Annotated in this window: 20 protein-coding genes; 9 read left to right on the top strand and 11 right to left on the bottom strand. The window is 70.1% G+C overall.

Annotated features, from left to right (window positions below; genetic code table 11):
- Positions 1 to 15: 15 nt before the first annotated feature.
- The 4 genes from VGE03_RS09185 to VGE03_RS09170 all read right to left on the bottom strand — a co-directional run bounded on the left by VGE03_RS09185 (position 16) and on the right by VGE03_RS09170 (position 4,239).
- Positions 16 to 756 carry a ribonuclease T2 family protein gene (locus tag VGE03_RS09185; RefSeq protein WP_331046179.1) on the bottom strand — a complete coding sequence of 247 codons (741 nt, stop codon included), beginning with the start codon at positions 754 to 756 and terminating at the stop codon, positions 16 to 18.
- A complete protein-coding gene (locus VGE03_RS09180; RefSeq protein WP_331046178.1) occupies positions 753 to 2,069 on the bottom strand; it encodes an FAD/NAD(P)-binding protein in 1,317 nt (438 codons plus the stop codon). The genes VGE03_RS09185 and VGE03_RS09180 overlap by 4 nt, the downstream gene beginning before the upstream one ends.
- Before the next feature lie 56 nt (positions 2,070 to 2,125).
- The gene (locus tag VGE03_RS09175; RefSeq protein WP_331046177.1) at positions 2,126 to 2,665 is read right to left on the bottom strand and encodes a hypothetical protein; all 540 of its coding nucleotides are present in this window, start codon (positions 2,663 to 2,665) and stop codon (positions 2,126 to 2,128) included.
- Between the two features lie 74 nt (positions 2,666 to 2,739).
- Positions 2,740 to 4,239 carry a phosphomannomutase/phosphoglucomutase gene (locus VGE03_RS09170; protein WP_331046176.1) on the bottom strand — a complete coding sequence of 500 codons (1,500 nt, stop codon included), beginning with the start codon at positions 4,237 to 4,239 and terminating at the stop codon, positions 2,740 to 2,742.
- A 195-nt stretch (positions 4,240 to 4,434) separates the two neighbouring features.
- Between VGE03_RS09170 and gpmA the strand changes: the two genes are divergently transcribed.
- The 3 genes from gpmA to VGE03_RS09155 are packed head-to-tail and all read left to right on the top strand — an operon-like array spanning position 4,435 to position 7,131.
- On the top strand, positions 4,435 to 5,154 hold the full coding sequence (gene gpmA, locus VGE03_RS09165) for a 2,3-diphosphoglycerate-dependent phosphoglycerate mutase (protein ID WP_331046175.1): 720 nt from the start codon (positions 4,435 to 4,437) through the stop codon (positions 5,152 to 5,154).
- Positions 5,155 to 5,157: 3 nt separating this feature from the next.
- Entirely contained in the window at positions 5,158 to 5,796 is a 639-nt protein-coding gene (ribD, locus tag VGE03_RS09160) for a bifunctional diaminohydroxyphosphoribosylaminopyrimidine deaminase/5-amino-6-(5-phosphoribosylamino)uracil reductase RibD (protein WP_331046174.1), read from the top strand.
- Between the two features lie 60 nt (positions 5,797 to 5,856).
- Positions 5,857 to 7,131 (top strand): pentapeptide repeat-containing protein, encoded by a 1,275-nt coding sequence (locus VGE03_RS09155; RefSeq protein ID WP_331046173.1) that lies wholly within the window; start codon positions 5,857 to 5,859, stop codon positions 7,129 to 7,131.
- Between the two features lie 115 nt (positions 7,132 to 7,246).
- Here the strand turns inward: VGE03_RS09155 and VGE03_RS09150 are convergent, their stop codons facing one another.
- A complete protein-coding gene (locus tag VGE03_RS09150) occupies positions 7,247 to 7,714 on the bottom strand; it encodes an Hsp20 family protein (protein WP_331046172.1) in 468 nt (155 codons plus the stop codon).
- A 262-nt stretch (positions 7,715 to 7,976) separates the two neighbouring features.
- Between VGE03_RS09150 and VGE03_RS09145 the strand changes: the two genes are divergently transcribed.
- The 3 genes from VGE03_RS09145 (at position 7,977) to VGE03_RS09135 (ending at position 10,876) form a co-directional block, all read left to right on the top strand.
- Positions 7,977 to 8,804, top strand: coding sequence for a methyltransferase (locus VGE03_RS09145; protein WP_331046171.1), 828 nt, complete (start codon positions 7,977 to 7,979; stop codon positions 8,802 to 8,804).
- A gap of 96 nt (positions 8,805 to 8,900) precedes the next feature.
- On the top strand, positions 8,901 to 9,812 hold the full coding sequence (locus VGE03_RS09140) for a methyltransferase (protein WP_331046170.1): 912 nt from the start codon (positions 8,901 to 8,903) through the stop codon (positions 9,810 to 9,812).
- Entirely contained in the window at positions 9,809 to 10,876 is a 1,068-nt protein-coding gene (locus VGE03_RS09135) for an alpha/beta hydrolase (protein WP_331046169.1), read from the top strand. The genes VGE03_RS09140 and VGE03_RS09135 overlap by 4 nt, the downstream gene beginning before the upstream one ends.
- 143 nt (positions 10,877 to 11,019) lie before the next feature.
- Here VGE03_RS09135 and hisN read toward each other — a convergent pair whose 3' ends face one another.
- Positions 11,020 to 11,805 (bottom strand): histidinol-phosphatase, encoded by a 786-nt coding sequence (hisN, locus tag VGE03_RS09130; protein ID WP_331046168.1) that lies wholly within the window; start codon positions 11,803 to 11,805, stop codon positions 11,020 to 11,022.
- Between the two features lie 162 nt (positions 11,806 to 11,967).
- Positions 11,968 to 12,345, bottom strand: coding sequence for a helix-turn-helix transcriptional regulator (locus VGE03_RS09125; RefSeq protein WP_331046167.1), 378 nt, complete (start codon positions 12,343 to 12,345; stop codon positions 11,968 to 11,970).
- 184 nt (positions 12,346 to 12,529) lie between these two features.
- On the opposite strand from VGE03_RS09125, the gene VGE03_RS09120 reads away from it, so the two are divergent.
- On the top strand, positions 12,530 to 12,784 hold the full coding sequence (locus tag VGE03_RS09120) for a GlsB/YeaQ/YmgE family stress response membrane protein (RefSeq protein ID WP_331046166.1): 255 nt from the start codon (positions 12,530 to 12,532) through the stop codon (positions 12,782 to 12,784).
- Between the two features lie 72 nt (positions 12,785 to 12,856).
- On the opposite strand, the gene VGE03_RS09115 is transcribed toward VGE03_RS09120, so the two are convergent.
- Entirely contained in the window at positions 12,857 to 13,444 is a 588-nt protein-coding gene (locus VGE03_RS09115; protein WP_331046165.1) for a superoxide dismutase, read from the bottom strand.
- Positions 13,445 to 13,608: 164 nt separating this feature from the next.
- On the opposite strand from VGE03_RS09115, the gene VGE03_RS09110 reads away from it, so the two are divergent.
- Entirely contained in the window at positions 13,609 to 15,288 is a 1,680-nt protein-coding gene (locus tag VGE03_RS09110; RefSeq protein ID WP_331046164.1) for a GNAT family N-acetyltransferase, read from the top strand.
- On the opposite strand, the gene typA is transcribed toward VGE03_RS09110, so the two are convergent.
- Positions 15,285 to 17,117, bottom strand: a complete 1,833-nt coding sequence (gene typA / locus VGE03_RS09105; protein WP_331046201.1) for a translational GTPase TypA — start codon at positions 17,115 to 17,117, stop codon at positions 15,285 to 15,287. The two genes, VGE03_RS09110 and typA, sit on opposite strands and share 4 nt — an antisense overlap.
- Before the next feature lie 132 nt (positions 17,118 to 17,249).
- Positions 17,250 to 18,320 carry a YeiH family protein gene (locus tag VGE03_RS09100; RefSeq protein ID WP_331046163.1) on the bottom strand — a complete coding sequence of 357 codons (1,071 nt, stop codon included), beginning with the start codon at positions 18,318 to 18,320 and terminating at the stop codon, positions 17,250 to 17,252.
- A gap of 58 nt (positions 18,321 to 18,378) precedes the next feature.
- On the opposite strand from VGE03_RS09100, the gene VGE03_RS09095 reads away from it, so the two are divergent.
- Positions 18,379 to 19,317, top strand: a complete 939-nt coding sequence (locus tag VGE03_RS09095; protein WP_331046162.1) for a LysR substrate-binding domain-containing protein — start codon at positions 18,379 to 18,381, stop codon at positions 19,315 to 19,317.
- Here the strand turns inward: VGE03_RS09095 and VGE03_RS09090 are convergent.
- Complete coding sequence (locus VGE03_RS09090) at positions 19,281 to 21,338, bottom strand: OPT family oligopeptide transporter (RefSeq protein ID WP_331046161.1); 2,058 nt, start codon at positions 21,336 to 21,338, stop codon at positions 19,281 to 19,283. The genes VGE03_RS09095 and VGE03_RS09090 overlap by 37 nt on opposite strands.
- Positions 21,339 to 21,464: the final 126 nt, after the last annotated feature.

The following is a 21,464-nucleotide window of genomic DNA, read 5'->3' as shown; positions in this document are numbered from 1 at the left end:
CGCCGGAGAGGCCAGTCAGTCCCGCACCGGCTCCACCGTCAGCACCGTCGCGTCCGGCGCGCCCACGTCGCCGCCGGGGCAGGGGCGCGGGTTGAAGGACAGGTCATTGCAGATGCGCACCTCGCGCAGCCGCACCCGGTCGGTGGTGGCGATATAGACCCCGTCGCGCGGCAGGCCCGGGTTGGCGGCGGCGAAGGCGTCGCGCAGCTGTCCGGCGGTCATCCCCTCGCGCGGCTCCGGCCGGGCCAGCCCGTCGTACATCCGGGCCGACTGGGCGAAATAGGCTTCCGGCGTATCCCAGCCGCAGGTGCCGTGCGCCGCCCACTCATGCTGGACCAGATCGACCGAGGGCGTCCGGCACAGCTCGGCGCGGATGGTGGCGTCCGACACCCGCGTCGCCGCCCGGCAGTAACGCGGATAGGGCCGTCCGTCAGAGTTCGGCCACAGGCCGTGCAGGGTCCAGCCGAATTTGTTCGGCCCCGAACAGGCCATGTCGCCCTGGCCGTCGCCGCCGTTGCGGCAGGTCTCGGGCATCCAGGTCACCGCCAGCATGTGGAACAGGATGGGGCGGTCGGCGACCACGTCGTCCGGGCTGACCGCCTCCATGTGCGGGGCGGGCAGGCTGGTCGGCAGGACGCAGCTTTCGACCGCCGTCGGGGCCGTCGTCGGCGCCGGCGCGGTCATGAACGGCAGGTCGCAGCCGGACAGGACCGGCAGGGCCGCCAGGACAGTGGCTTGGGCGATCAGGCGTTTCATGCGGGGGTGTCCGTCAGCGTCTTCACCACATCCTCGATCCGCTTGCGGATGTCGGGCACGGCGATGGTTTCCCAGAAGGCGGCGCGGGCGGGCGGGCCCAGCACCAGCAGGCGCGGGTCCGGCCTTCCGTCGGCGCCCAACAAGCGGCCCTGCGCGTCGAGATCCAGCCCCAGTCCCAGTTCATCAAGCCGCGCCCGGCCCGAGGCCAGCAGCGGCCCGGTCAGCGCGCCCTGCGCCGGATCATGCCCCGGTCCGGTGCAATCGATCAGCCAAGGCGCGGTCAGCGTCGCCTCCGGGCCGCCGCCGCGAGGCTTCCAGGTCAGGGTCACGCCGTCGGCGTCCTGCGCGATCCGCGACACCCTTCCGGCAGAGACGGTCAGGCGGCCCGCCGTCTCCAGCGCGGCCAGGGCGGCGGCTATGCGGTCGGCGATCCGGTGGCGGTGCACGTCCCACCACGGTCGCAGATGGCGCAGCCAGCGGGCGCGCGTGGCGACGTCGGCCTCGCGCCAGAGCCCGGTGGTGATCGGGCGCAGCCCCTCCATCACCCCGCGCCAGCCCGCCTGCTCCGACAGCCACCGGGCCTCCCGCAGCCGCCGTGAGGGCGTCGCGTGCAGCAGGGCGTCCGTCGGCGGAACTGCGGCGTCCGGCCGGGCGCCGTGCGCGCGCGGGATCAGCCCCCGGCGGGACAGGGTCTTCGCGACGCCGCGCCAGCCGCGGGCCTCCAGCCACAGCACCATGTCGACCATGGTCAGGCCCGTGCCGACCACGATCACGTCATCGGTGGGGCCGATCCGGTCCAGCGCCCCCGGGGCCCAGCCGTCGGACAGGACCCGGCTTCCGGTCGCATCGGCCGCCGTCTTCGGCGCCGGATTACCGGTGGCCAGGACCACGGCGTCCCCTGAGACGACCTGTCCGTCGGACAGCTGGACCGCGCCGTCGTCAATCGTCGCGACCTCTCCGGCAATCCGGGTGATCCGGCCCGGACGGGCGGCCTCCACGGCCGCGAGCCGATCCTGCACATACAGGCCGTACAGCCGCCGGGGGGCGAAGCCTTCGGGATCGGCCTGACCGGGGTGGTGCTCCGCCAACCATCGGACGAAGTCGTCGGGCCGCCCCTCCACCGCCGTCATGCGGTTGGCCCGGACGTTCAGCAGGTGGCCGTCAAAGGGGGTGGCGTAGGCCAGGCCCGGTCCGAACCGGCCCGTCCGGTCGATGATCGTCGAGGCCACGCCGCTTTCGGCCAGCCGCGCGGCCAGCATGGCGCCGGAAAAGCCGCCGCCCACGATCACCACATGCTGGATTGTCCCGGCCACGACATCTCCCGTTCGACCGGGTTCTGGACTGTGCAGGGATGGGGTTCAACCCCGGATCACTCCGCCGGGCAGGCATAGGCCTCGCGATAGGGGCGGTCGAAACAGCCCTGCAGTCGGCGCAGGGCGCGGGCGTTGATCTGGTTGCGCATCCCCTCCTGCGCCGACAGGGCGGCGACCGCGGCGTCCATCGCCGCCCGGTCCTTGGTCAGGAAGGCGTGGGTGCCCAGGACGTAGGTGTTCCAGTCGAAATTGTCCGGCGTCATCTCCTCGCGCCGGATCGTCGTCGCCATCACCCGGGCCGCCTCCAGCTCGGCGCCGGACGAGGCCAGGTACTGGCCCAGATGCCAGCTCACCACCTGCCGTTGGCGCTCGGTCAGCTCGGGACCGTGCAGCAGATAGTCCTCGCTGGCCCGCGCCGCCTCGACGTAGCACTCGCGCTCCCCCAGCTTGCGGGCCGTCCACGGCGTCGACCCCGCCTGATCGAAGGCCTCGAAGCTCAGGGTGCGATTGTTCGCCAGATGCTCCGGCGTCAGGGCGCAGCCGACGGCGTCAGGCGCGGTCTGCAGGGCGAGGGCGGTCACGAAGGCGGCGAGCATGGTCGGCTTCTCCCTTTATGGTGAAGCTTACTGTGCCCGCGCCAATGTGTCGGAAAGAGGCCCGGCGACCGGCCTCAGATTTCCTGGTTATAGGCGCCGATCTCGTCGTACTTCGCGAGACGCGGCTTCACTTCCTCGCGGAACAGGGCGCGCATGTCGTCTTCCGATCGCATGCTCTCGACCACCACGACCAGTTCGGGCTTGTTCGAAGAGGCGCGGACCAGAACCCAGCTGCCGTCTTCCAGATGCACCCGCACGCCGTTGACGGTGATGGCCTCCACGATCTTCCGCCCAAGGATCTCGCCGCCCGCGTCGGCCAGCGCCTTGTACTCGGCCACGATGCGCTCAAGCACCTCGTACTTCAGCTCGTCGTCGCAGTGCGGGCTCATCGTCAGCGACGTCCACGCGTCCGGCAGCGCCGTCTTCAGTTCGCTCAGGCTCTTGCCCGGGTTGCGGTCCAGCATGGCCAGCACGGCGCCGGCGGCGACGATGCCGTCGTCATAGCCGTGGCCCAGCGGGGCGTTGAAGAAGAAGTGGCCTGACTTCTCGAAGCCCGCCAGCGCGCCCAGCTCGGCCGTCTTGCGCTTGATGTAGCTGTGCCCCGTCTTCCAGTAGACGGTCTCGGCCCCGTTGGCCTTCAGCACCTCGTCGGTCTTGTACAGGCCCGTCGATTTCACATCGACGACGAAGGTCGCGTTCGGGTGCAGGGCCGACAGGTCGCGGCCCAGCATCAGGCCGATCTTGTCGGCGAAGATTTCCTCGCCGGTGTTGTCCACCACGCCGCAGCGATCACCGTCGCCGTCGAAGCCCAGCGCCAGATCGGCCCCGGTTTCCTTTACCCGCTGGGCCATCTGCACCAGCATGGCGTGGTCTTCGGGGTTCGGGTTGTATTTGGGGAAGGTGTAGTCGAGGTCGGTGTCCATCTCGATCACCTCGGCGCCCATCCGGCGCAGGGCCTCGGGTGCGAAGGCGCCCGCCGTGCCGTTGCCGCAGGCGGCGACCACCTTGATCGGACGGGTCAGCTTCACCCGCGAGGCGACCTCGTTGATGTAGGTCTCGCGGAAGCCGTCGATGTGCACCAGCTTGCCGCCCTCGCGCGACACGCCCTGGTTCTCCAGCACGATCTCCTTCAGGCGGCCGATCTCGTCGGGGCCGAAGGTCAGGGGCGGGTTGGCGCCCATCTTCACCCCGGTCCAGCCGTTCTCGTTATGGCTGGCGGTGACCATGGCCACGCAGGGCGCATCCAGTTCGAACTGGGCGAAATAGGCCATCGGCGACAGGGCCAGGCCGATGTCCAGCACCTCCATCCCGCCTTCCAGCAGGCCGAGGATCAGCGCCTGTTTCACCGACAGGGAGTAGCCGCGGAAGTCGTGGCCGACGACGATCCTGGGCCGCTGGCCGATCTCGTGGATATAGGTCGCCAGACCCAGACCCAGCGCCTGGATGCCCAGCAGGTTGATTTCCTTCTCCAGCACCCAGCGCGCGTCGTACTCGCGGAAGCCGGTCGCCTTCACCAGAGGGATGGTCTCGTACTCGGCGGTGTTGGGACGAAGGTCGGCGCGGGGCTTAAGCATGGAATGTCCTGATTGGCCGGACCGAAGCGGTCGCGGCGAAAGGTGCGCCTTGATAGACCCGGGCGCTCGCGAGCCGCAACAACGCGCGAACACTGTCATGGGTGCTGGCGCGCGGTGGAACTCCGTGGGCGGTCGAAAGCTTGACCCTTCGGTACCCCGGGCCTACGCCCGACACACATAAGTCCGGAGACCTGCATGCCCCGCCTGATCCTGCTGCGCCATGGCCAGAGCCAGTGGAACCTCGAGAATCGCTTCACCGGCTGGGTCGACGTCGACCTGACGGCGGAAGGCGAGGCCCAGGCGCGCAAGGGCGGCGAACTGATCGCCGGCGCCGACTTCCATCCGGCGGTGATGTTCACCTCGGTGCTGAAGCGGGCCAAGCGCACCGGCGCGCTGGCGCTGGATTCGGCGGGCCTGAAGGATGTGCCGGTGGTCGAGGACTGGCGTCTGAACGAGCGCCACTACGGCGGCCTGACCGGGCTGGACAAGGCCGAGACGGCGGCGAAGCATGGCGAGGACCAGGTCAAGATCTGGCGCCGCAGCTACGACATCCCGCCGCCCCCGCTGGCCCCGGGCGGCGAATGGGATTTCACGACCGATCCCCGCTACGCCGGCAAGGACATCCCGGACACCGAAAGCCTGAAGACCACGCTGGACCGCGTCCTGCCCTATTGGGACGCCGACATCGCCCCGCGCCTGAAGGCCGGCGAGGACGTGCTGATCGCCGCCCACGGCAACTCGCTGCGGGCCATCGTCAAACACCTGTTCAACGTGCCGGACGATCAGATCGTCGGCGTCGAGATTCCCACCGGCAACCCGCTGGAGATCGATCTTGACGCCTCGCTGACCCCGACCGCCGCCCGCTATCTGGATGCGGATCGCGCCACGCCCCTGCCGCCGATCGCCGGAGCCTGAGCCATGACCAGCGCGCAGCAGGAATCGGACGATATCCGCTTCATGGGGCGGGCCATCGCGCTCGCCAAGGCGCGGATGGGCCAGACCTGGCCCAATCCCGCGGTCGGCTGCGTGATCGTCAGCGAAGGCGAAGTGGTCTCCGAGGCCGCGACGGCGCCCGGCGGCCGTCCCCACGCCGAGGAGCAGGCCGTGCCCGCCGCCGGTGATCGGGCGAAGGGCGCCACCGCCTACGTCACCATGGAGCCCTGCGGCGCGCGGTCGTCGGGCCGGACCTCCTGTTCGCACTTCCTGATGGATGCGGGCGTCAGCCGCGTCGTCATCGCCGCCGTCGACCCGTCCCCCTTCGCCTCGGGGCGGGGGGTCGAACGGCTCCGCAAGGCGGGCCTGCAGGTCGAGACCGGCCTGCTCTCGCAGGAGGCGGCGGTGCTTTACGAAGGCTATCTCCACCGGGTCGAGACCGGCCGTCCGATGGTCCGGATCAACGACACCGGCGAGGGCTTCGACGCCCGTTTCGCCGCCTCGTCGCGCGCGGATCTGGCGACCGAGCTGAAGCGTCTGGGCGAGGCCGGCTACACCCGTCTGTGGGTCGGTCCCGGCGAACTGGCCGACGCGCTCGCGGACCAGGGCCTGCTGACCCGATAGCTTGGCCGTAAGCGCGCTGAAACACACGTTTTTTTAAGCGCGCCGTGCCATTCTGGATCAATGTCGGGGCCTAACGCGCAAACCCCTGCCGTCAGAAGACGGATCACCCAACAGGAACTGGACGCCATCTGCGCCCGGCACGACCGCCTGTGGCAAGCCAAGCCCGGCGGCGCGCGCGCGGTCTTCGCCTGGATGGATCTCAGCGGCCTGTCGCTGGCCGGGCGCAACCTCGCCGACGCCGATTTCGCCGCCGCCTGCCTGATCGAGTGCGATCTCAGCGGCGCGCGGCTGGATAACGCCACCTTCTTCGGCGCGGACATGCAGGACGCGGTGCTGCGGGACGCCAGCCTTCGCCGGGCCGACCTGCGCGGCGCCTGCCTGCGCGGCGCGGACCTGACCGGCGCCGACCTGTTCGAGGCCGACCTGCGCGAAGGCACCATTGCCGCCGCCGACTCCCGCCTCGGCTTCCGGGTGGTGGAGGCGCGGGCGAGTCGGGACACCCTGGCCCAGGGCGCCTGTCTGGCGGGGGCCAACCTCGAGCGCTCCAAGCTGACCGGCGTGGTCGCCGTCGCGGCCGACTTCTCCGACGCCATCATGAAGGACTGCAAGCTGGTCCGGGCCAATCTGAAGCAGGCCAGCTTCAAGGGCGCCAACCTGGCGGGCGCGGACCTGTCCGGCGCGGACCTGACCGGCGCCGACCTGCGCGACGCCGTGCTGGTGGGGGTCAAGGCGGCCATGTGGCGTACGGACGGGGCCGACATGTCCGGCGCCCTCACCGATGACCGCTCGGCGGGCGAGCCGGTCGGCAAGATGCCCGCCGCGGAAATGCTGTCCGAGCACGCCCAGTGGTGCGAGACCGGCGGCGCTTCGGGCCAGCCCTCGGTGTTCGACGGCGTCGACCTGCGGGCCCTGAAGTCCATCCGCGGCTACAACCTGACCGCCCTGTCGGCCAAGCGGGCCGTCTTCTACGGACTCGATATGGGCGGGGTGCAGTTGCAGGGCGCCCATCTGGAAGAAGCGGACCTGCGCTCGGTCAATCTGCGCGGCGCGGACCTGCGCGGCGCGCGCCTGGCGCGGGCGCGTCTGGACGGGGCCGACCTCCGCGAGGCCCAGCTGGGGCCGTTGATGATCGCCGCCGACCGTCTGTTGCCGGCGGACCTGACCGGCGCCAGCCTGAAGGGCGCGGACCTGACCGGCGCCGATCTGAAGCGCGCCAACCTGACCGAGGCGGCCCTGAACCGCGCCGTCCTGCACGGCGCCTGTCTGCGACAGGCCGAGGTTCGCGGGGCGACCACCTTCGGGGCCCGCGGGCTGGAAGCCGCGTTGCGGGCATAGAAAAAGGGGCGACGCCTTCGCGCCGCCCCTTCTCTTTTGTTTGGCCTATCGCCTGTCGGCTACTTGAGGCCGGAAACGGCCAACCTCCAGGTTTCAGCTTCCGGCCTGATGGCGATTAGGCCGCCTTGGCCTTCTTGCCTTCGATCAGCTTGGAGCCGCCGCCGATCTCGATGCGGCGGGGCTTCAGGGCTTCCGGCAGTTCGCGGGCCAGTTCGATCGACAGCAGGCCGTTCGACAGGTCGGCGGTCTTCACCACGACATAGTCGGCCAGCTGGAAGCGACGCTCGAAGTCCCGCTCGGCGAGGCCGCGGTGCAGGAAATTGCGCTCGGCGGTCGCGTCATCGTTGGCGGTCTTGCGACCGGTCACGGTGAGCAGGTTCTCCTTCACCTCGATGTTCAGCTCGTCGGGCTTGAACCCGGCGACGGCGATCTCGATGCGATAGGCGTTCTCGCCGGTCGTCTCGATGTTGTAGGGGGGCCACCCGTTCTCCTGGCTGGTGCGCGCGGCGCTCTCCAGCAGATTGGCCAGACGGTCGAAGCCGACGGCCGAACGGTACAGGGGCGAGAAATCATAGGTACGCATGGGTCATCCTCCTGAGGATCAGCAAGGTTGGCCGGTCCCGCGGTTTATGCCCGGACCGGCGATGGGAGTTCGGCTCGTGCGGCCCGTGATCGGCCCCGCGCGCTCCGGAGGCCCCGGGATCGGCGGCCTCGAGAGTTCAGATGGGAAGCCGCGTTTCGACGTCAAGACCGCGTGATCGTGTCGCGTCGAACGCGATGCGCCTTGCCCCTGCCGCCCGGCCCCTTCAGGGTCGCGCCTCCTTCGAACGCTTCCGGGATTCATGATGCGCCTCACCGCCCTGACCGCGACCGCCGCCCTGCTGTTCCCCGTCGTCGCCCTGGCGCAGAGCCTGCCGGCCATGCCCGCGCTGGATGAGAGCCCTGCCCAGCGCTCGGCCCGCCGCGCCGCCATGGAGCCGCCGGTCCTGCAGGAAGACGCCGCCCTGCAGGCCGCCGTCGCCTCGACGACCCGGCCCGAGGCGGATCGCGCCCGTGACGGCGCCCGCCATCCGTTCGAGACCCTGACCTTCTGGGGGCTGCGCCCGAACCTGACGGTGGTGGAGATCGAGCCGGGCCGCGCGGGCTGGTGGCGCAACATCCTCGAGCCCTACGCCGCGGCCACCGGCGGTCGCTACGTCGGCGTCAACCGCCCGCTGGAAGGCATGGGGGTCGAGGACGGCAGCGCCGATCTGATCGTGGTCGCCCGCGCCCTGCACAACTGGCACGGCAGCGGCCGCACGGGCCCCTACATGGAGGCCTTCTTCCGCGCCCTCAAACCGGGCGGTATTCTGGCGATCGAACAGCACCGCGGCGCCGAGGGGCTGAACGCCGACGAGACCGCGCCGACGGGTTATGTCTCCGAAAGCTACGTCATTCACGCCGCCCAGGCCGCCGGCTTCGTTCTGGAGGCCCGCAGCGAGCTGAACGCCAACCCGGCGGACGATCATGACCATCCGTACGGCGTCTGGACCCTGCCGCCGACCCGGGTCAGCGCCCCGCGTCAGGGCAACGCCAACGACCGCCCGACGCCCCTCACCCCGGAGGAACGCGCGGCCTTCGACGCCGTCGGCGAAAGCGACCGCATGACCCTGCGATTCCGCAAGCCGGAGTAAGGCGATGCGGGTTTTGACCCTGCGGGGGAACAAGGTTAAGCCCTCCCTTCCGGTGGCGGAGGACTGCGATGTCCGACCGCGCCGCGGGGGCCGTGCATGACTGATCTGACCGAGGGTAGGCGACCGTTTCTGTCACGCCGGGGCATACTGTCCGGCGTGGCGGCCTCGGCCCTCGTCGGTCTTGCGGCCTGCGGGAAGAAGGAGCCGACCGCCGAGCCGCCCGAGACCGCCGACGGTCCGCCCAAGGGCTCGCTGGAGTGGGCCGTGGCCGGTCCCTGGCGCGCCCAGGATCGCTGGCGTGACGCCGCCCGCCATCCGATGGAAACCCTCCGCTTCTTCGGTCTTCAGCCGCGCATGACGGTAGTGGAGTTCTGGCCGGGCAGCGGTTGGTACACGGAGATTCTCGCCCCCTATCTCGCCGAGGGCGAGGGGCACTACATCGCCGCCGGCTACCAGACCGGCCCCGGCGCCGATCCGGCCCAGGTCCAGCTGACCGGCGCCTTCCAGCAGCGTTTCACCAACGACCGCAAACTGTACGGCGAGATCGGCCTGTCCAGCTTCGGCCCGACCTCCGGCCCGGTAGCCGAGGCGGGGACGGTGGATCTGGTGCTGTTCATGCGCACCATCCATGCGTGGATGGCGGCTGGCATCGCCGAGAAGGCCTTCGCCGACGCCTGGGCCGCCCTGCGCCCGGGCGGCATCCTCGGCGTCGAGCAGCATCGCCTCGGGCCCGAGGAGGATCAGGATCCGGTCGCGGCGAACGGATACGTCCAGGAAGCGTTCGTCAGACAACTGGCCGCCGAAGCGGGCTTCGCCTTCGTCGCCGCCGCGGAAATCAACGCGAATGAAAGGGATACCAAGGATCATCCCTTCGGAGTGGACACCTTGCCGCCGCAGCGCCTGACCGCGCCGCGCGGATCACCGCCGGACCCGACCTTCGATCGTTCGAAGTATGAAGAGATCGGGGAAAGCGATCGCATGACCTTGAAGTTCAGGAAGCCTGAGTGAACCGAGCCGCCGCCTACGCCGCCAATGCGCCCCTGATGGGGGTTCCGGGCGCCTCCTCGCCTCCCGGTGGCGAAGGGGAGTGGTTCCGCGGCGCCGGCGGCCTGCGTTTGCGCGCCGCCTTCTGGACGCCCTCTGCCCTGGTGGCCCGCAAGCCGCGCGGCACCGTGGTGCTCAGCCCCGGCCGCACCGAGCCGATCGAGAAATACTTCGAGGTCATCGGCAACTTCCTCGCCCGCGGCTGGTGCGTGCTGGCCCATGACTGGCGCGGTCAGGGCCTGTCGGCCCGCCTGCTGCCGGATCGTCTGAAGGGTCACGCCCGCGCGGTCGAGGAGTTCCTCGACGACTACGCCCGCCTGCTCGACGCCTTCGAGGCCCGCGCGCCCAAGCCCTGGGTGATGGTCGGCCACTCGATGGGCGGCGCCCTGAATCTCATGACGCTCGAGAACGGCGAGACGCGCTTCTCCGGCGCGATCCTCTCCAGCCCCATGCTGCGCATCCGGACCGGCAAGCGGTCGATGTGGTCGGTCAAGCTGGCCGTCCGCTGGAACCTGCGTCACGGCAAGGCGGGCGACTATGTGCTGGATGATCCGGACGATCCCTTCGACCACACCTTCGAGAAGGACGCCCTGACGTCCGACGAGACCCGCTATGAACAGTGGCGGCAGCAGTTGTACGCCTGCCCGCATCTGGCCGTCGGCGGTCCGACCTGGGGCTGGCTGGCCTTCGGGCTCGACGTCGGCGAGCGGTCGCTCAAGCCCAAGGCGCTGAAGAGCGTTCGCATCCCGGTCGCCGTGGTCCAGTCGGGCGAGGATGACCGCGTCTGGAAGCAGACCAACAAGTGGGCCGCCCGCCGTCTCGGCCGTGGCCGCTATGTCGAGGTGCCGGCCGCGAAGCACGAGATCATCATGGAGACCGACGACAAGCGCGCGGTCTTCCTGGAGGAGTTCGACTCCATGGCCGCCTATGTCTCGCCGGTGGAGGACCTGAGCCCCGCCGCCGCGTCGGAACCGGCCGTCGACGCCGGTTTTCCCCCGTCGACCGAGCCGGAACCGACGGCGGCCTGAGCAGGCGGGTGATTGGTGGCTGGTGATTGGTGATTGCCGGCGTCAGGGGCTGGTGATCTTCGCCCTGGCGTGATCGTCGGTCCCATCGAACCACCAATCACCAACCACCCTTCCGGGCGCCGCCCCCGCCGAGGGCCATCGGCCTAGACCGCCGCCCGCTTCAGCGTCACCAGCGCCTGATCGATCAGGCGTTCATCGCCGACGGCCAGCACCTGGCCGTTGTCGTCCGGGGCTCCGCCGCGCCAGTTGACCACCTTGCCGCCCGCCGCCTCGATGACCGGGACGAGGGCCGACCAGTCCCATGGCTTCAGGCTGGTTTCGGCGACCAGATCCATCCTGCCCGCCGCGACCATCGCATAGGCGTAGGCGTCGCAGCCCAGCCGTGCCAGTCGCGCCGCCGCCCGCACCTGGGTCCAGGCGCCGAGTTCGGCGCCGTTGAAGATGTTCGGATCGGTGGTCGAGATCGTCGCCTCGGTCAGCTTCGCGCACGACCGGGTCTTCAGCGGGGTCTCGCCGCCGCCGCGGATCAGGCGGGCGCCGGACGGGCCGCCCAGGAAGATTTCATCCAGATAGGGCTGGGCGATCACGCCCGTATTCGGCTTGCCGTCCACCCGCAGGGCGATCAGCGTGGTCCACAGGGGCAGGCCGGAGATGAAGGCGCGGGTCCCGTCGATGGGGTCCAGCACCCAGACGAACTCGGCGTCGGGCCGGTCCTCGCCGTACTCCTCGCCGATAACGCCGTGGTCCGGATAGCGCTCGGCGATCAGCTTGCGGATCGCCGCCTCGGCCTGTTTGTCGGCCTCGGTGACCGGGTCGAAGCCTGCCTTGCCGCCCTTGTCCTCATGCCCGAGATCCGAACGGAAGAAGGGCAGGGTGACGGCCGCGGCCGCGTTCGCCAGCTCGACGATGAAGCGCTCATGTTCGGTCATGACAGGCGGGATACTCACGCCCCGCCGTCATGTCACCCTCCGACGCCGTGCAATGCGCCGATGGGCCGCCGATCGGATGCACGGTGCAACGCGCGTCCGGGAACCCCGCCCTTAGGCAGCGCGCGACCGCGTCGCGTGCGATAGGGCGAAGGCTATGCCCCCTCAGGCCGCGGTGCCGTCCACGTGCAGCGACTTGGCCAGATCCAGCAGACGGCGGCGCGGCTTCTCGTCGAGCTGATAGTAGGCCTGGATCAGGTCGAGCGTTTCCTTGCGGGAAAACATCTCGCCGCCCTGGCTGGCGGCCTCCCGGCGCTCGATGGCTTCCTCCAGCCCGTCGTAGAAATAGCTGACCGGGGATTCCAGCGCCTCGGCCAGTTGCCACAGGCGGGCGGCCGAGATGCGGTTGGCGCCGCACTCGTACTTCTGGATCTGCTGGAAGCGGATGCCGACCTGCATGGCCAGCTGCTGCTGGGTCAGACCCAGCAGGCGACGACGGCGGCGCAGCCGGCGTCCGAGGTGAAGATCGATATCCGAAGCCATGGCCCGGGTTCCCTGATGATCCGCCTGTCCCGAAGCGGGACGGCTCGCCCTTCACGCGGCAAGGGACATGCCGCGCTCGCCCGCCGGGGGATTACGGAAAACCGCGGTTCGACCTGTTCGAGGCAACCGGACGGGCGGGACGGGCGTTTGCCCGCCGAGCGTTGCTTTGTGGAAGGAGAGAACCATGGGCTTGGGTATTCTTGGCTGGATCGTCATCGGCATCGTCGCCGGCTGGCTGGCCGAACAGGTTATGGGCCGCAATCACGGCCTGCTGACCAATCTGATCGTTGGCGTCGTCGGCGCCCTGCTCGGCGGCTTCATCGCGGGCAACCTGCTGGACATTCCGGTCGGCGGCTTCAACCTGATGACCCTGTTGGTCGCCTTCCTCGGCGCCTGCCTGCTGCTGTTCCTGGTCGGCCTGGTCAAGCGCAAGACCTGATCCGGTCTTCGACGGCCATGAAAAAGGGCGGCTCACTCGGGAGCCGCCCTTTCTGTTTGCGTCAGCGCCCGATCAGGCGGTCGGCGCGTCCGGCGGGGTCTGGCCCTCGCCCGGAGCCGGTTCCGGGGCCGGCGGCGGGGTCGGTTCAGCCGGGGTCGGCGGTTCCGGCGCGGCGACCGGCGGCGAGGCTTCCGGCGGGGTCGCGGGTTCAGCGGGGGTGGCCGGTTCGGCCGGGGTGGCGGGTTCGCCCGGTTCACCCGGCGCGGCCGGTTCCGCCGGCTGGGCGGGCGTCGCGGGCTCGGCCGGGGCGCCGATAGCCGGAGCCGACGAGAACTGGCCGGCGGTCCAGCCGACCTTCACGCCGGTCCCTTCCTGTTCGACGCCGCCCGAAGTCGGGACGCCGCGCAGCACGCCGTCCGGGCCGCGCACGGTCAGTTCCTGGCCCGAGGGGCCGCTGCGCACGCCTTCCAGCGTGCCGAGGGTCGCACCGTCCGAACCGGTCACGGGCGATCCGGGCTGGAGCTGCAGCGTGCGGGATTGTTCGGCGGCGGGCGGCGAGGCGGGCGCCGGGGTTTGCGGGGCCGTGCTGTCCTGCGCGAACGCCGGAGCGGTCATGAGGAACAGGCCGGCGACGCCAGTGAGGAGCGCGGTCTTACGCATGATGTCAGCCTTGGTTACGCGGGCACAGGCGCCCGCTCACAAGGCAAACAAGCGATGTTTCTGTTTGTTTCAGGCGCCGCGAAATGACCTTGGGCTTGCCGTGATTGGCCGATTTCGGGTCTACCAGCGTCATGATGAAGGTAAACGCCGCGCGGGCGAACAGATTGATCGTCAGGGCCGCCGCCCTGCTGTTCGAGGTGTCGCCGCACATCTTCGCCGCGCTCTGCGTGGGCGCGGGCACCCTGCTGCTGACCTCCGGGGTCACCCCGGCCTACGAGGACCGGCTGGATCACATCCGCGCGGTCCTGCCGCCGATCCTGATCGAGCTGTCGCACTTCGGGGCCAGTATCTCCGGCTTCCTGCTGCTGCTGCTGTCGGCGGGGCTGTGGCGGCGTCGACGCGGCGCCTGGCTGGCGGCCGTCGTCGTACTGGTGGTCGCGGCCCTCTTCTCCCTGCTCAAGGGACTGGACTGGGAGGAGGCGGCGGAGCTGCTGGTGCTGGCGGCGGTGCTGGCGCCGTGCCGCGCCGCCTTCGATCGCCGCTCACGGATGTTCGAGGCCCTGTCGCCGACCTGGGTGATGCTGGTGCTCACGGTCGTGGCGGGCATGCTCTGGCTGGGCTTCTTCGCCTATCGGGACGTCGCCTACACCGATGACCTGTGGTGGAGCCTGCTGATCGACCGCGAGGTGTCGGGCTTCCTGCGCGTCGGCGCCGTGCTGGCCCTGCTGGGGGTGATCGTGGCGGGGCGGTCCCTGATCTCCGCGCCCGGCGCCCGCAGCCACGGCCCGGCGAGCGAGGCCGAGATCCAGCGCGCCCTGGCCGTCTTGCAGGCCGGCGACGGCGTCCTGCCCGACGGCTGGCTGGCCATGCTCAGGGACAAGGCCCTGATGTTCAGTCCGTCGGGGCGATCCTTCCTGGCCTATCGGGTCCGCGGGCGGCGCTGGATCACCATGGGCGAGCCGATCGGGCCGGCCGAGGAACATCTGCCCCTGCTCTGGGCCTTCGCCGAAATGGCCGACAGCTACGGCGGCGCTCCGGTCTTCTATGCGGTGGAGGAGACGGCCCTGGCCGATCTGGCCACCCTCGGCCTGGCCGTGCGCAAGATCGGCGAGGAGGCCCTGGTCGACATCGAGGCCTTCACCCTGCAGGGACGCTCGCGCCAGAACCTGCGCACGGCGGTCAACCGCTGCGAGCGCGAGGGTGCGACCTTCGAGATGCTGCCGCCCGGCGCCGCCCTCGACGTCGCCGACGCCCTGCGCGCCGTGTCCGACGTCTGGCTGACCCACCACATCGGGGTCGAGAAGGGGTTTTCCCTCGGCCGGTTCGATCCGGACTATCTGGCCCTGACCCCCGTCGCTGTCGTCCGGCAGGGCGAGCGCATCGTGGCCTTCGCCAATCTGATGCCGGGCGGCGACCGGCTGGCCGTGGACCTGATGCGGTTCACCCCCGACGCGCCTCCGGGGGTGATGGACTATCTGTTCATCCACGCCATCACCTGGGCGAAGGACAACGGCTACCGCTGGCTGGACCTCGGGCGCGCGCCGCTGGCCGGGCTGGAGAACCGCCGCCTGGCCCCGGTCTTCGCCCGTGTCGGCGCGCTGGTGTTCGAGGAGGGCGGCGCGCTGTACGGGTTCGCGGGCCTGCGGGCGTGGAAGGCCAAGTTCGCCCCCGAGTGGCGGCCCTGTTTCATCGCCGCCCCGACCTCGACCCCGCTGGCCCTCGCCCTGCTGGACGTGGCCCTTCTGACCAGCGGCGGCTGGACCGGCATGCTGGGGCTGGATGCAAAAAGGGCGAGCCGTCAGGCCCGCCCTTCTGAAGCTCCGGCTGTCGCCCTGGAGGCTTAGTCTTCCTTCACGCGGCGCTTGCGGAAGCTGGGGTTCAGCACCGACTTGCGCAGGCGGATCGACTTCGGCGTCACTTCCACCAGTTCGTCGCTCTCGATGTAGGCGATGGCCTGTTCCAGCGACGGACGGCGCGGCGGGGTCAGGCGCACGGCCTCGTCCTTGCCCGAGGCGCGGACGTTGGTCAGTTGCTTGCCCTTGATCGGGTTGACGTCGAGGTCGTCCGAACGCGAGTTCTCGCCGATGATCATGCCCTGGTAGGTCTTCTCGCCGGCGCCGACGAACATCACGCCGCGCTCTTCCAGGTTCCACAGGGCGTAGGACGCCGTGTCGCCGTCCGAGTTCGACACCAGCACGCCCTTCAGGCGGCCTTCGATGGCGCCCTTGTGCGGCTCATAGTGGCTGAACACGCGGTTCAGCACGCCCGAACCGCGGGTGTCGGTCAGGAACTCGCCCTGATAGCCGATCAGCGCGCGCGACGGGCATTTCAGCTGGATGCGGGTCTTGCCGGCGCCCGACGGACCCATGTCGGTCATCTCGGCCTTGCGCTGGCTCAGCTTCTCGATGACCACGCCGGTGAACTCGTCGTCCACGTCGATGACCACGTCCTCGATCGGCTCCAGACGCTCGCCGTTCTCGCCGGTCTGATAGACCACGCGCGGGCGCGAGATCGACAGCTCGAAGCCTTCGCGGCGCATGTTCTCGACCAGAACACCCAGCTGCAGTTCGCCGCGACCGGCGACTTCATAGGCGTCGGCGCCCGGGGTCTCGGTCACGCGGATGGCGACGTTGGCCTCGGCTTCCTTCAGCAGGCGGTCACGGATGACGCGCGACTGGACCTTGTCGCCTTCGCGACCGGCCAGGGGGCTGTCGTTCACGCCCACGGTCATCGAGATGGTCGGCGGATCGATCGGCTGGGCGTCCAGCGGCTCCAGAACTTCCAGGGCGCACAGGGTGTCGGCCACGGTCGCCTTGGACATGCCGGCGATGGCGACGATGTCGCCCGCTTCCGAACCCTCGTCCAGCGGCTGGCGTTTCAGGCCGCGGAAGGCCAGCACCTTGGTGATGCGGCCCTGTTCGATCTGCTTGCCGTCGCGGTCCAGCGCCTTGATGGCCATGCCCGGAACGGCTTTGCCGCTCTCGATGCGGCCGGTCAGGATGCGGCCCAGGAACGGATCGGACTCGATCAGCACGTTCAGGATGCGGAACGGCTTGTCCTTGTTGGCCTGCACGGCCGGGGCCGGCACGTGCTCGACGATCAGGTCGAACAGCGGGGCCAGGGTGTCGGACTTCTCGTTCAGGTCCAGGGTCGCCCAGCCGTTACGGCCCGAGGCGTAGATGTGCGGGAAGTCCAGCTGCTCCGGCGAGGCGCCGATCGCCTCGAACAGCTCGATGGTCTCCAGGTGCACGCGGTCCGGGTCGGCGTGGGCGCGGTCGACCTTGTTGATGCAGAGGATGGGACGCAGGCCCATCTTCAGCGCCTTGGTCAGCACGAACTTGGTCTGCGGCATGACGCCTTCCTCGGCGTCGACCAGGATGACGCAGCCGTCGACCATGCCCAGGATGCGCTCGACCTCGCCGCCGAAGTCGGCGTGGCCGGGGGTGTCGATGATGTTGATGCGCGTCTCGCCGGCCTTGCCGTTCCAGAGCACCGAGGTGCACTTGGCCAGGATGGTGATGCCGCGTTCCTTCTCCTGGTCGTTCGAGTCCATGGCGCGTTCTACGGTGGCCTCGTTGGCCCGGAACACGCCCGACTGGGCCAGAAGCTGGTCAACCAGGGTCGTCTTGCCGTGGTCAACGTGGGCGATGATGGCGACGTTGCGCAGGTTCATATCGGGCTCGGGCGGACTGTGTTCGGTCACGGAAGGTCCGCGCCGCTGCAAGGAGATTGCAGAATGGGGAAGGGTTCGGGGCGCCTCATACAGGGGTGCGCGCCGAAACGCCAGAGCAGGCCGTCGTGTGGATCAGCCGGTCGGCAGCGCCGCGATGGCGAACAGGGCCAGCGCGCCGATCATCAGGGCTGACAGGGCGGCGACCGCGGCGACCCGGGGACCGGCCCGCACCACGGCGCGCGGATCGACCGTCAGGCCCAGCGCGGCCATGGCGATCAGGGTCATGGCCATCACCCCGTGCTGCAGCGGGGGCAGGACCGCCTCGGGGATCAGTCCGGCCGAGCGCAGGCCCAGCAGGGCCAGGAAGACCAGGATGAACCACGGCGCCATGTGACGCAGCTTCGGCCCGTTCCCGCGCGCTCCCCCCTCCGCGCTCGAGCGTGACTTCAGCAGGCCCAGCGCCAGACAGACCGGCCCCAGCATCAGGACGCGGACCAGCTTGATCACCGCGCCGGTCTGGATCGCGGCCAGTCCGGCCGGGGCGGCGGCGGCCAGCACCTGCGGCACCGCATAGACGGTCAGGCCCGCCAGCACGCCCACCTTCACGGCGTCATAGCCCATCAGCGCGCCGACGGCCGGGACCAGCAGGACCACGGCGATGCCCAGCACGGCGGTGAAGCCGATGGCGGCGGCCACGTCCTCGCCCTCGGCCTCGATCACCGGGGCCACGGCGGCAATGGCAGAGTTGCCGCAGATGGCGTTGCCGCAGGCGACCAGCAGGGCCATCGCGGGCGGCAGGCCGAAGGCGCGGCCCAAGGCGTAGCCGCCGAGAATGGCCAGCACCACCAGACCGGCCACCATCAGCAGCATCACCGGACCGAGCGCCATCACCGCCGCGCCGGACACCGTCGCGCCCAGCAGGGCCACGGCGGTCTCCAGCAGGGTCTTGCCGCTGAAGGCGATGCCCGGGGTCCAGACCGCCGACGGCGTCCACACCAGACGCAGGGCCGCGCCGCCCATGATGGCCAGCACCAGCCCCTCGACCCAGGCCCGTCCGAACAAGGCCGCCTCGATGTGCTGCAGGCCGAACGCCGCCGCCGCGACCGTGGCGCTCAGCAGGACGCCGGGCAGCAGTCGCCCCGGACCGCGCAGCGGTGCGCGGCGGGGCAGGGGGCTTGAAACCGGATCGGCGGCGGTCGTCATGACGCCCCCTTTCTCCGCCCGGAGCGGTCGATCATTCCAACGGATTGTTCTGGATTTAATGATCGACAAAAGCGATCAATGGATCGCCATGACCCTCGAGCAGCTCCGCATCTTCGTCGCCGTCGCCGAGCGGCAGCACATGACCCGGGCGGCCGAGAGCCTGAACCTGACCCAGTCGGCGGTCAGCGCGGCGGTGGCGGCGCTGGAGGCCCGGCACGGCACGCCCCTGTTCGACCGGGTCGGGCGGGGCCTGGCCCTGAACGCCGCCGGCCAGGCCTTCCTGCCCGAGGCGCGGGCGGTCCTGACGGCGGCGGCCGCCGCCAGCCAGGCGCTCGATGATCTCGCGGGCCTGAAGCGCGGCGCGGTCCGGGTCTTCGCCAGCCAGACCATCGCGGCCTACTGGTTGCCGCCGCGCATGGCGGCCTTCGCCCGGGCGCATCCGGGCATCGACCTGCACCTGTCCATCGGCAACACCCATCGGGTGACGGAAGCCATGCTGGCGGGCGAGGCCGAGCTGGGTCTGGTCGAGGGAGCCATCGAGTCGGCGCGGATCGACAAGCTGCGCGTCGACGCCGACCGGCTGGCGGTGGTGGCGGCGCCGGGCCATCCGCTGGCGGGCCGGGACGCGGCCCTGACCGGACCGGAGATGGCGGGGCTGGACTGGGTGCTGCGGGAGAGCGGCTCGGGCACCCGCAGCGAGTTCGAGGCGGCCCTTCCGTCCGGGGTGACGGCGGCGGACCTGAGGACGGTGCTCACCCTGCCGTCAAACGAGGCCATCCTGTCGGCGGTGATGGCGGACGGACTGGTCACCGCCATCTCGGAACTGGCCGCCCAGCCCCTGATCGAGGCCGGGCGGCTTGTCCGTCTGTCGCTCGATCTGCCCGAGCGACCGTTTCACCTGCTGCGCCACCGCGAACGGCGGCCCGGCCGGGCGGCGGAAGCCTTCGCCTCCGCCCTGTCTCAAACCTTGGCCGACCGACCGCGAACCCAGGCGTAGAGTCCGATCGCCAGCACGGCGAAGGCGGCGATCCCGGCGGCCATGGCTGGCCAGGTCGAGCCTTCCGGCAGCATGGCGAACGGCGCCTCCTTGCCGGTCCACACGATCACCCCGGCGGTCATCACCAGGAACAGGCTCTCGCCCACGATCAGGCCCGAGGCCAGCAGCACGCCCATCCGGCGGCCGACGTCGGCGAAGCGGGTGCCCTTGATGCCCTTCTCGTAGATCCAGCCGGCGACCGCGCCGACCACCAGCATCGTGGTCACGGCGGCGGGCAGGTAGAAGCCGATGCCGACGGCCAGCGGCGGCAGCTTCATCTTGCCGCCCGTCGACCGGTTCAGCACCACGTCCAGAATGATGACCACCACGCCGATGGCGGCGCCCAGACCGATCAGGTCCCAGCGCAGGCCGCCCTCGATCACGCCCTTGGCGAGGGCCGAGATCAGGGTCGCCTGCGGGGCAGGCAGGGGATCGTTGGCGATGCCCGGAGGCCCTCCGGCGAAGCCCACGGCCTTGTTCAGCAGGTTCAGGATGATCGGGATGATGATGGCGCCCGCGACGACGCCGATGATCAGGGCCACCTGCTGACGCCAGGGCGTCGCGCCGACCAGCTGGCCGGTCTTCAGGTCCTGCAGGTTGTCGTTGGCGATGACGGCCACGGCGAAGACCACGGCGGTCACGATCAGGGCGAAGGCCACGACCGACGGATCGGCGGGCACGCCCGCCAGCGCCAGCACGCCCAGCATCAGCACCGAGGCGACGACGATGGCCAGGATGCCGACGCCCGACACCGGGCTGTTCGACGAGCCGATCAGGCCGGCCATGTAGCCGCAGATGGCGGCGACCGCGAAGCCGATGACGATCACATAGACCAGACCGCCGCCGACCAGAAGGACGGTCGAGCTCGCCAGCGTCGGATTGCCTTGCGCGAACACCGCCAGGATGGCCGCGATGCCGACCAGGCAGACGACCGACAGACCGGCCACGATGTTGATCGGAATGTCCTGCTCGGTGCGGTCCAGCACCTCGCCGTGCTTGCGGCGGGCATTGGCGGCCAGGGCCGAGGTCAGGCCGCCGATCAGCGGACCGGCCAGCTTGATCAGGGTCCAGATCGCGGCGACACCGATGACCCCGGCGCCCATGAAGCGCACTTCGCGGGCCCAGACGGTCCCGGCCAGTTCCTCGGCGCCCGCGCCGGCGGGCAGGGTGGTGGCGATGGACGGAATATTGTGCGCCGTCAGCCAGGCGATGACGTCCGGATTGGTCAGCAGCGGCACGGCGATGCACCAGGCCAGGATCAGGCCGAACAGCTGGGCCAGACCCACCGCCAGGCCGATCAGGTGGCCGGCGCCCAGAAGGGCGAACTGCATGCCGAAGCCGATGCCCGTCGCCCCGCCGCCCAGCGCCGCGGGAAGCTTGATGAATTTGGCCGCCTCGCCGGCGAACACCCGGCCCGCGACCAGCAGGGAATAGGCCGCCGACACGATCGCGCCGGTGACCACGACCCACAGGCCGGCGGCGTTCTCACGCACCGCGCTTTCGTCCTCATCGGCGCCGCGCGAACCGACGGTCAGAACCTCGGCCGCCGCCACGCCCTCGGGGTAGGGCAGGCCCGCCTCGACCACCAGCGCGCGGCGCAGGGGGATCGAGAAGGTCACACCCAGCACGCCGCCGAAGATGCAGATCAGCACCGACTCCCAGAACGGGAACTCCAGCCACCAGCCGACCATGACCAGGCCGGGCAGGACGAAGATGATCGAGCTCATCGCGCCGCCGACCGAGGCGACGGTCTGGACGGTCATGTTCTCCCAGATGGTCGAGCTGCGGAACGCCCGCAGGATCGCCATCGAGATCACCGCCGCGGGGATCGCCGAGGCGAAGGTCAGACCGACCTTCAGGCCCAGATAGGTGTTGGCGGCGGTGAAGATCACCGCCAGCAGACAGCCCAGGACCACGGCCCTCAGCGTCAGCTCGATGCGTTTTCCGCCCGTCGTTGCAGGCGTGTTGGTGGCGTCCGTCATGCGGCCCTCTCCCGATGTTGCGCGGACCTAAGCCCGAAATGGCACAGGCGTCGAGAGGGGAGGGATTAGGGACTAGGGATTAGGGATTAGGTTTGCTGTGCCTGTCCTGTGCGGGTGCGCCCGGAT

The sequence above is a fragment of the Brevundimonas sp. genome (assembly GCF_036400995.1).
In the GTDB taxonomy this organism is placed as follows: domain Bacteria; phylum Pseudomonadota; class Alphaproteobacteria; order Caulobacterales; family Caulobacteraceae; genus Brevundimonas.
This window is presented reverse-complemented; position numbering and strand designations above follow the sequence as displayed.

Excerpts from the sequence above, each read along its gene's own strand:
- VGE03_RS09185 (WP_331046179.1), bottom strand. The coding sequence starts at position 756 with ATGAAACGCCTGATCGCCCAAGCCACTGTCCTGGCGGCCCTGCCGGTC.
- VGE03_RS09175 (WP_331046177.1), bottom strand. The coding sequence starts at position 2,665 with ATGCTCGCCGCCTTCGTGACCGCCCTCGCCCTGCAGACCGCGCCTGAC.
- VGE03_RS09170 (WP_331046176.1), bottom strand. The coding sequence starts at position 4,239 with ATGCTTAAGCCCCGCGCCGACCTTCGTCCCAACACCGCCGAGTACGAG.
- gpmA (WP_331046175.1), top strand. The coding sequence starts at position 4,435 with ATGCCCCGCCTGATCCTGCTGCGCCATGGCCAGAGCCAGTGGAACCTC.
- ribD (WP_331046174.1), top strand. The coding sequence starts at position 5,158 with ATGACCAGCGCGCAGCAGGAATCGGACGATATCCGCTTCATGGGGCGG.
- VGE03_RS09155 (WP_331046173.1), top strand. The coding sequence starts at position 5,857 with ATGTCGGGGCCTAACGCGCAAACCCCTGCCGTCAGAAGACGGATCACC.
- VGE03_RS09150 (WP_331046172.1), bottom strand. The coding sequence starts at position 7,714 with ATGCGTACCTATGATTTCTCGCCCCTGTACCGTTCGGCCGTCGGCTTC.
- VGE03_RS09145 (WP_331046171.1), top strand. The coding sequence starts at position 7,977 with ATGCGCCTCACCGCCCTGACCGCGACCGCCGCCCTGCTGTTCCCCGTC.
- VGE03_RS09140 (WP_331046170.1), top strand. The coding sequence starts at position 8,901 with ATGACTGATCTGACCGAGGGTAGGCGACCGTTTCTGTCACGCCGGGGC.
- hisN (WP_331046168.1), bottom strand. The coding sequence starts at position 11,805 with ATGACCGAACATGAGCGCTTCATCGTCGAGCTGGCGAACGCGGCCGCG.
- VGE03_RS09125 (WP_331046167.1), bottom strand. The coding sequence starts at position 12,345 with ATGGCTTCGGATATCGATCTTCACCTCGGACGCCGGCTGCGCCGCCGT.
- VGE03_RS09120 (WP_331046166.1), top strand. The coding sequence starts at position 12,530 with ATGGGCTTGGGTATTCTTGGCTGGATCGTCATCGGCATCGTCGCCGGC.
- VGE03_RS09115 (WP_331046165.1), bottom strand. The coding sequence starts at position 13,444 with ATGCGTAAGACCGCGCTCCTCACTGGCGTCGCCGGCCTGTTCCTCATG.
- typA (WP_331046201.1), bottom strand. The coding sequence starts at position 17,117 with ATGAACCTGCGCAACGTCGCCATCATCGCCCACGTTGACCACGGCAAG.
- VGE03_RS09100 (WP_331046163.1), bottom strand. The coding sequence starts at position 18,320 with ATGACGACCGCCGCCGATCCGGTTTCAAGCCCCCTGCCCCGCCGCGCA.
- VGE03_RS09095 (WP_331046162.1), top strand. The coding sequence starts at position 18,379 with ATGATCGACAAAAGCGATCAATGGATCGCCATGACCCTCGAGCAGCTC.
- VGE03_RS09090 (WP_331046161.1), bottom strand. The coding sequence starts at position 21,338 with ATGACGGACGCCACCAACACGCCTGCAACGACGGGCGGAAAACGCATC.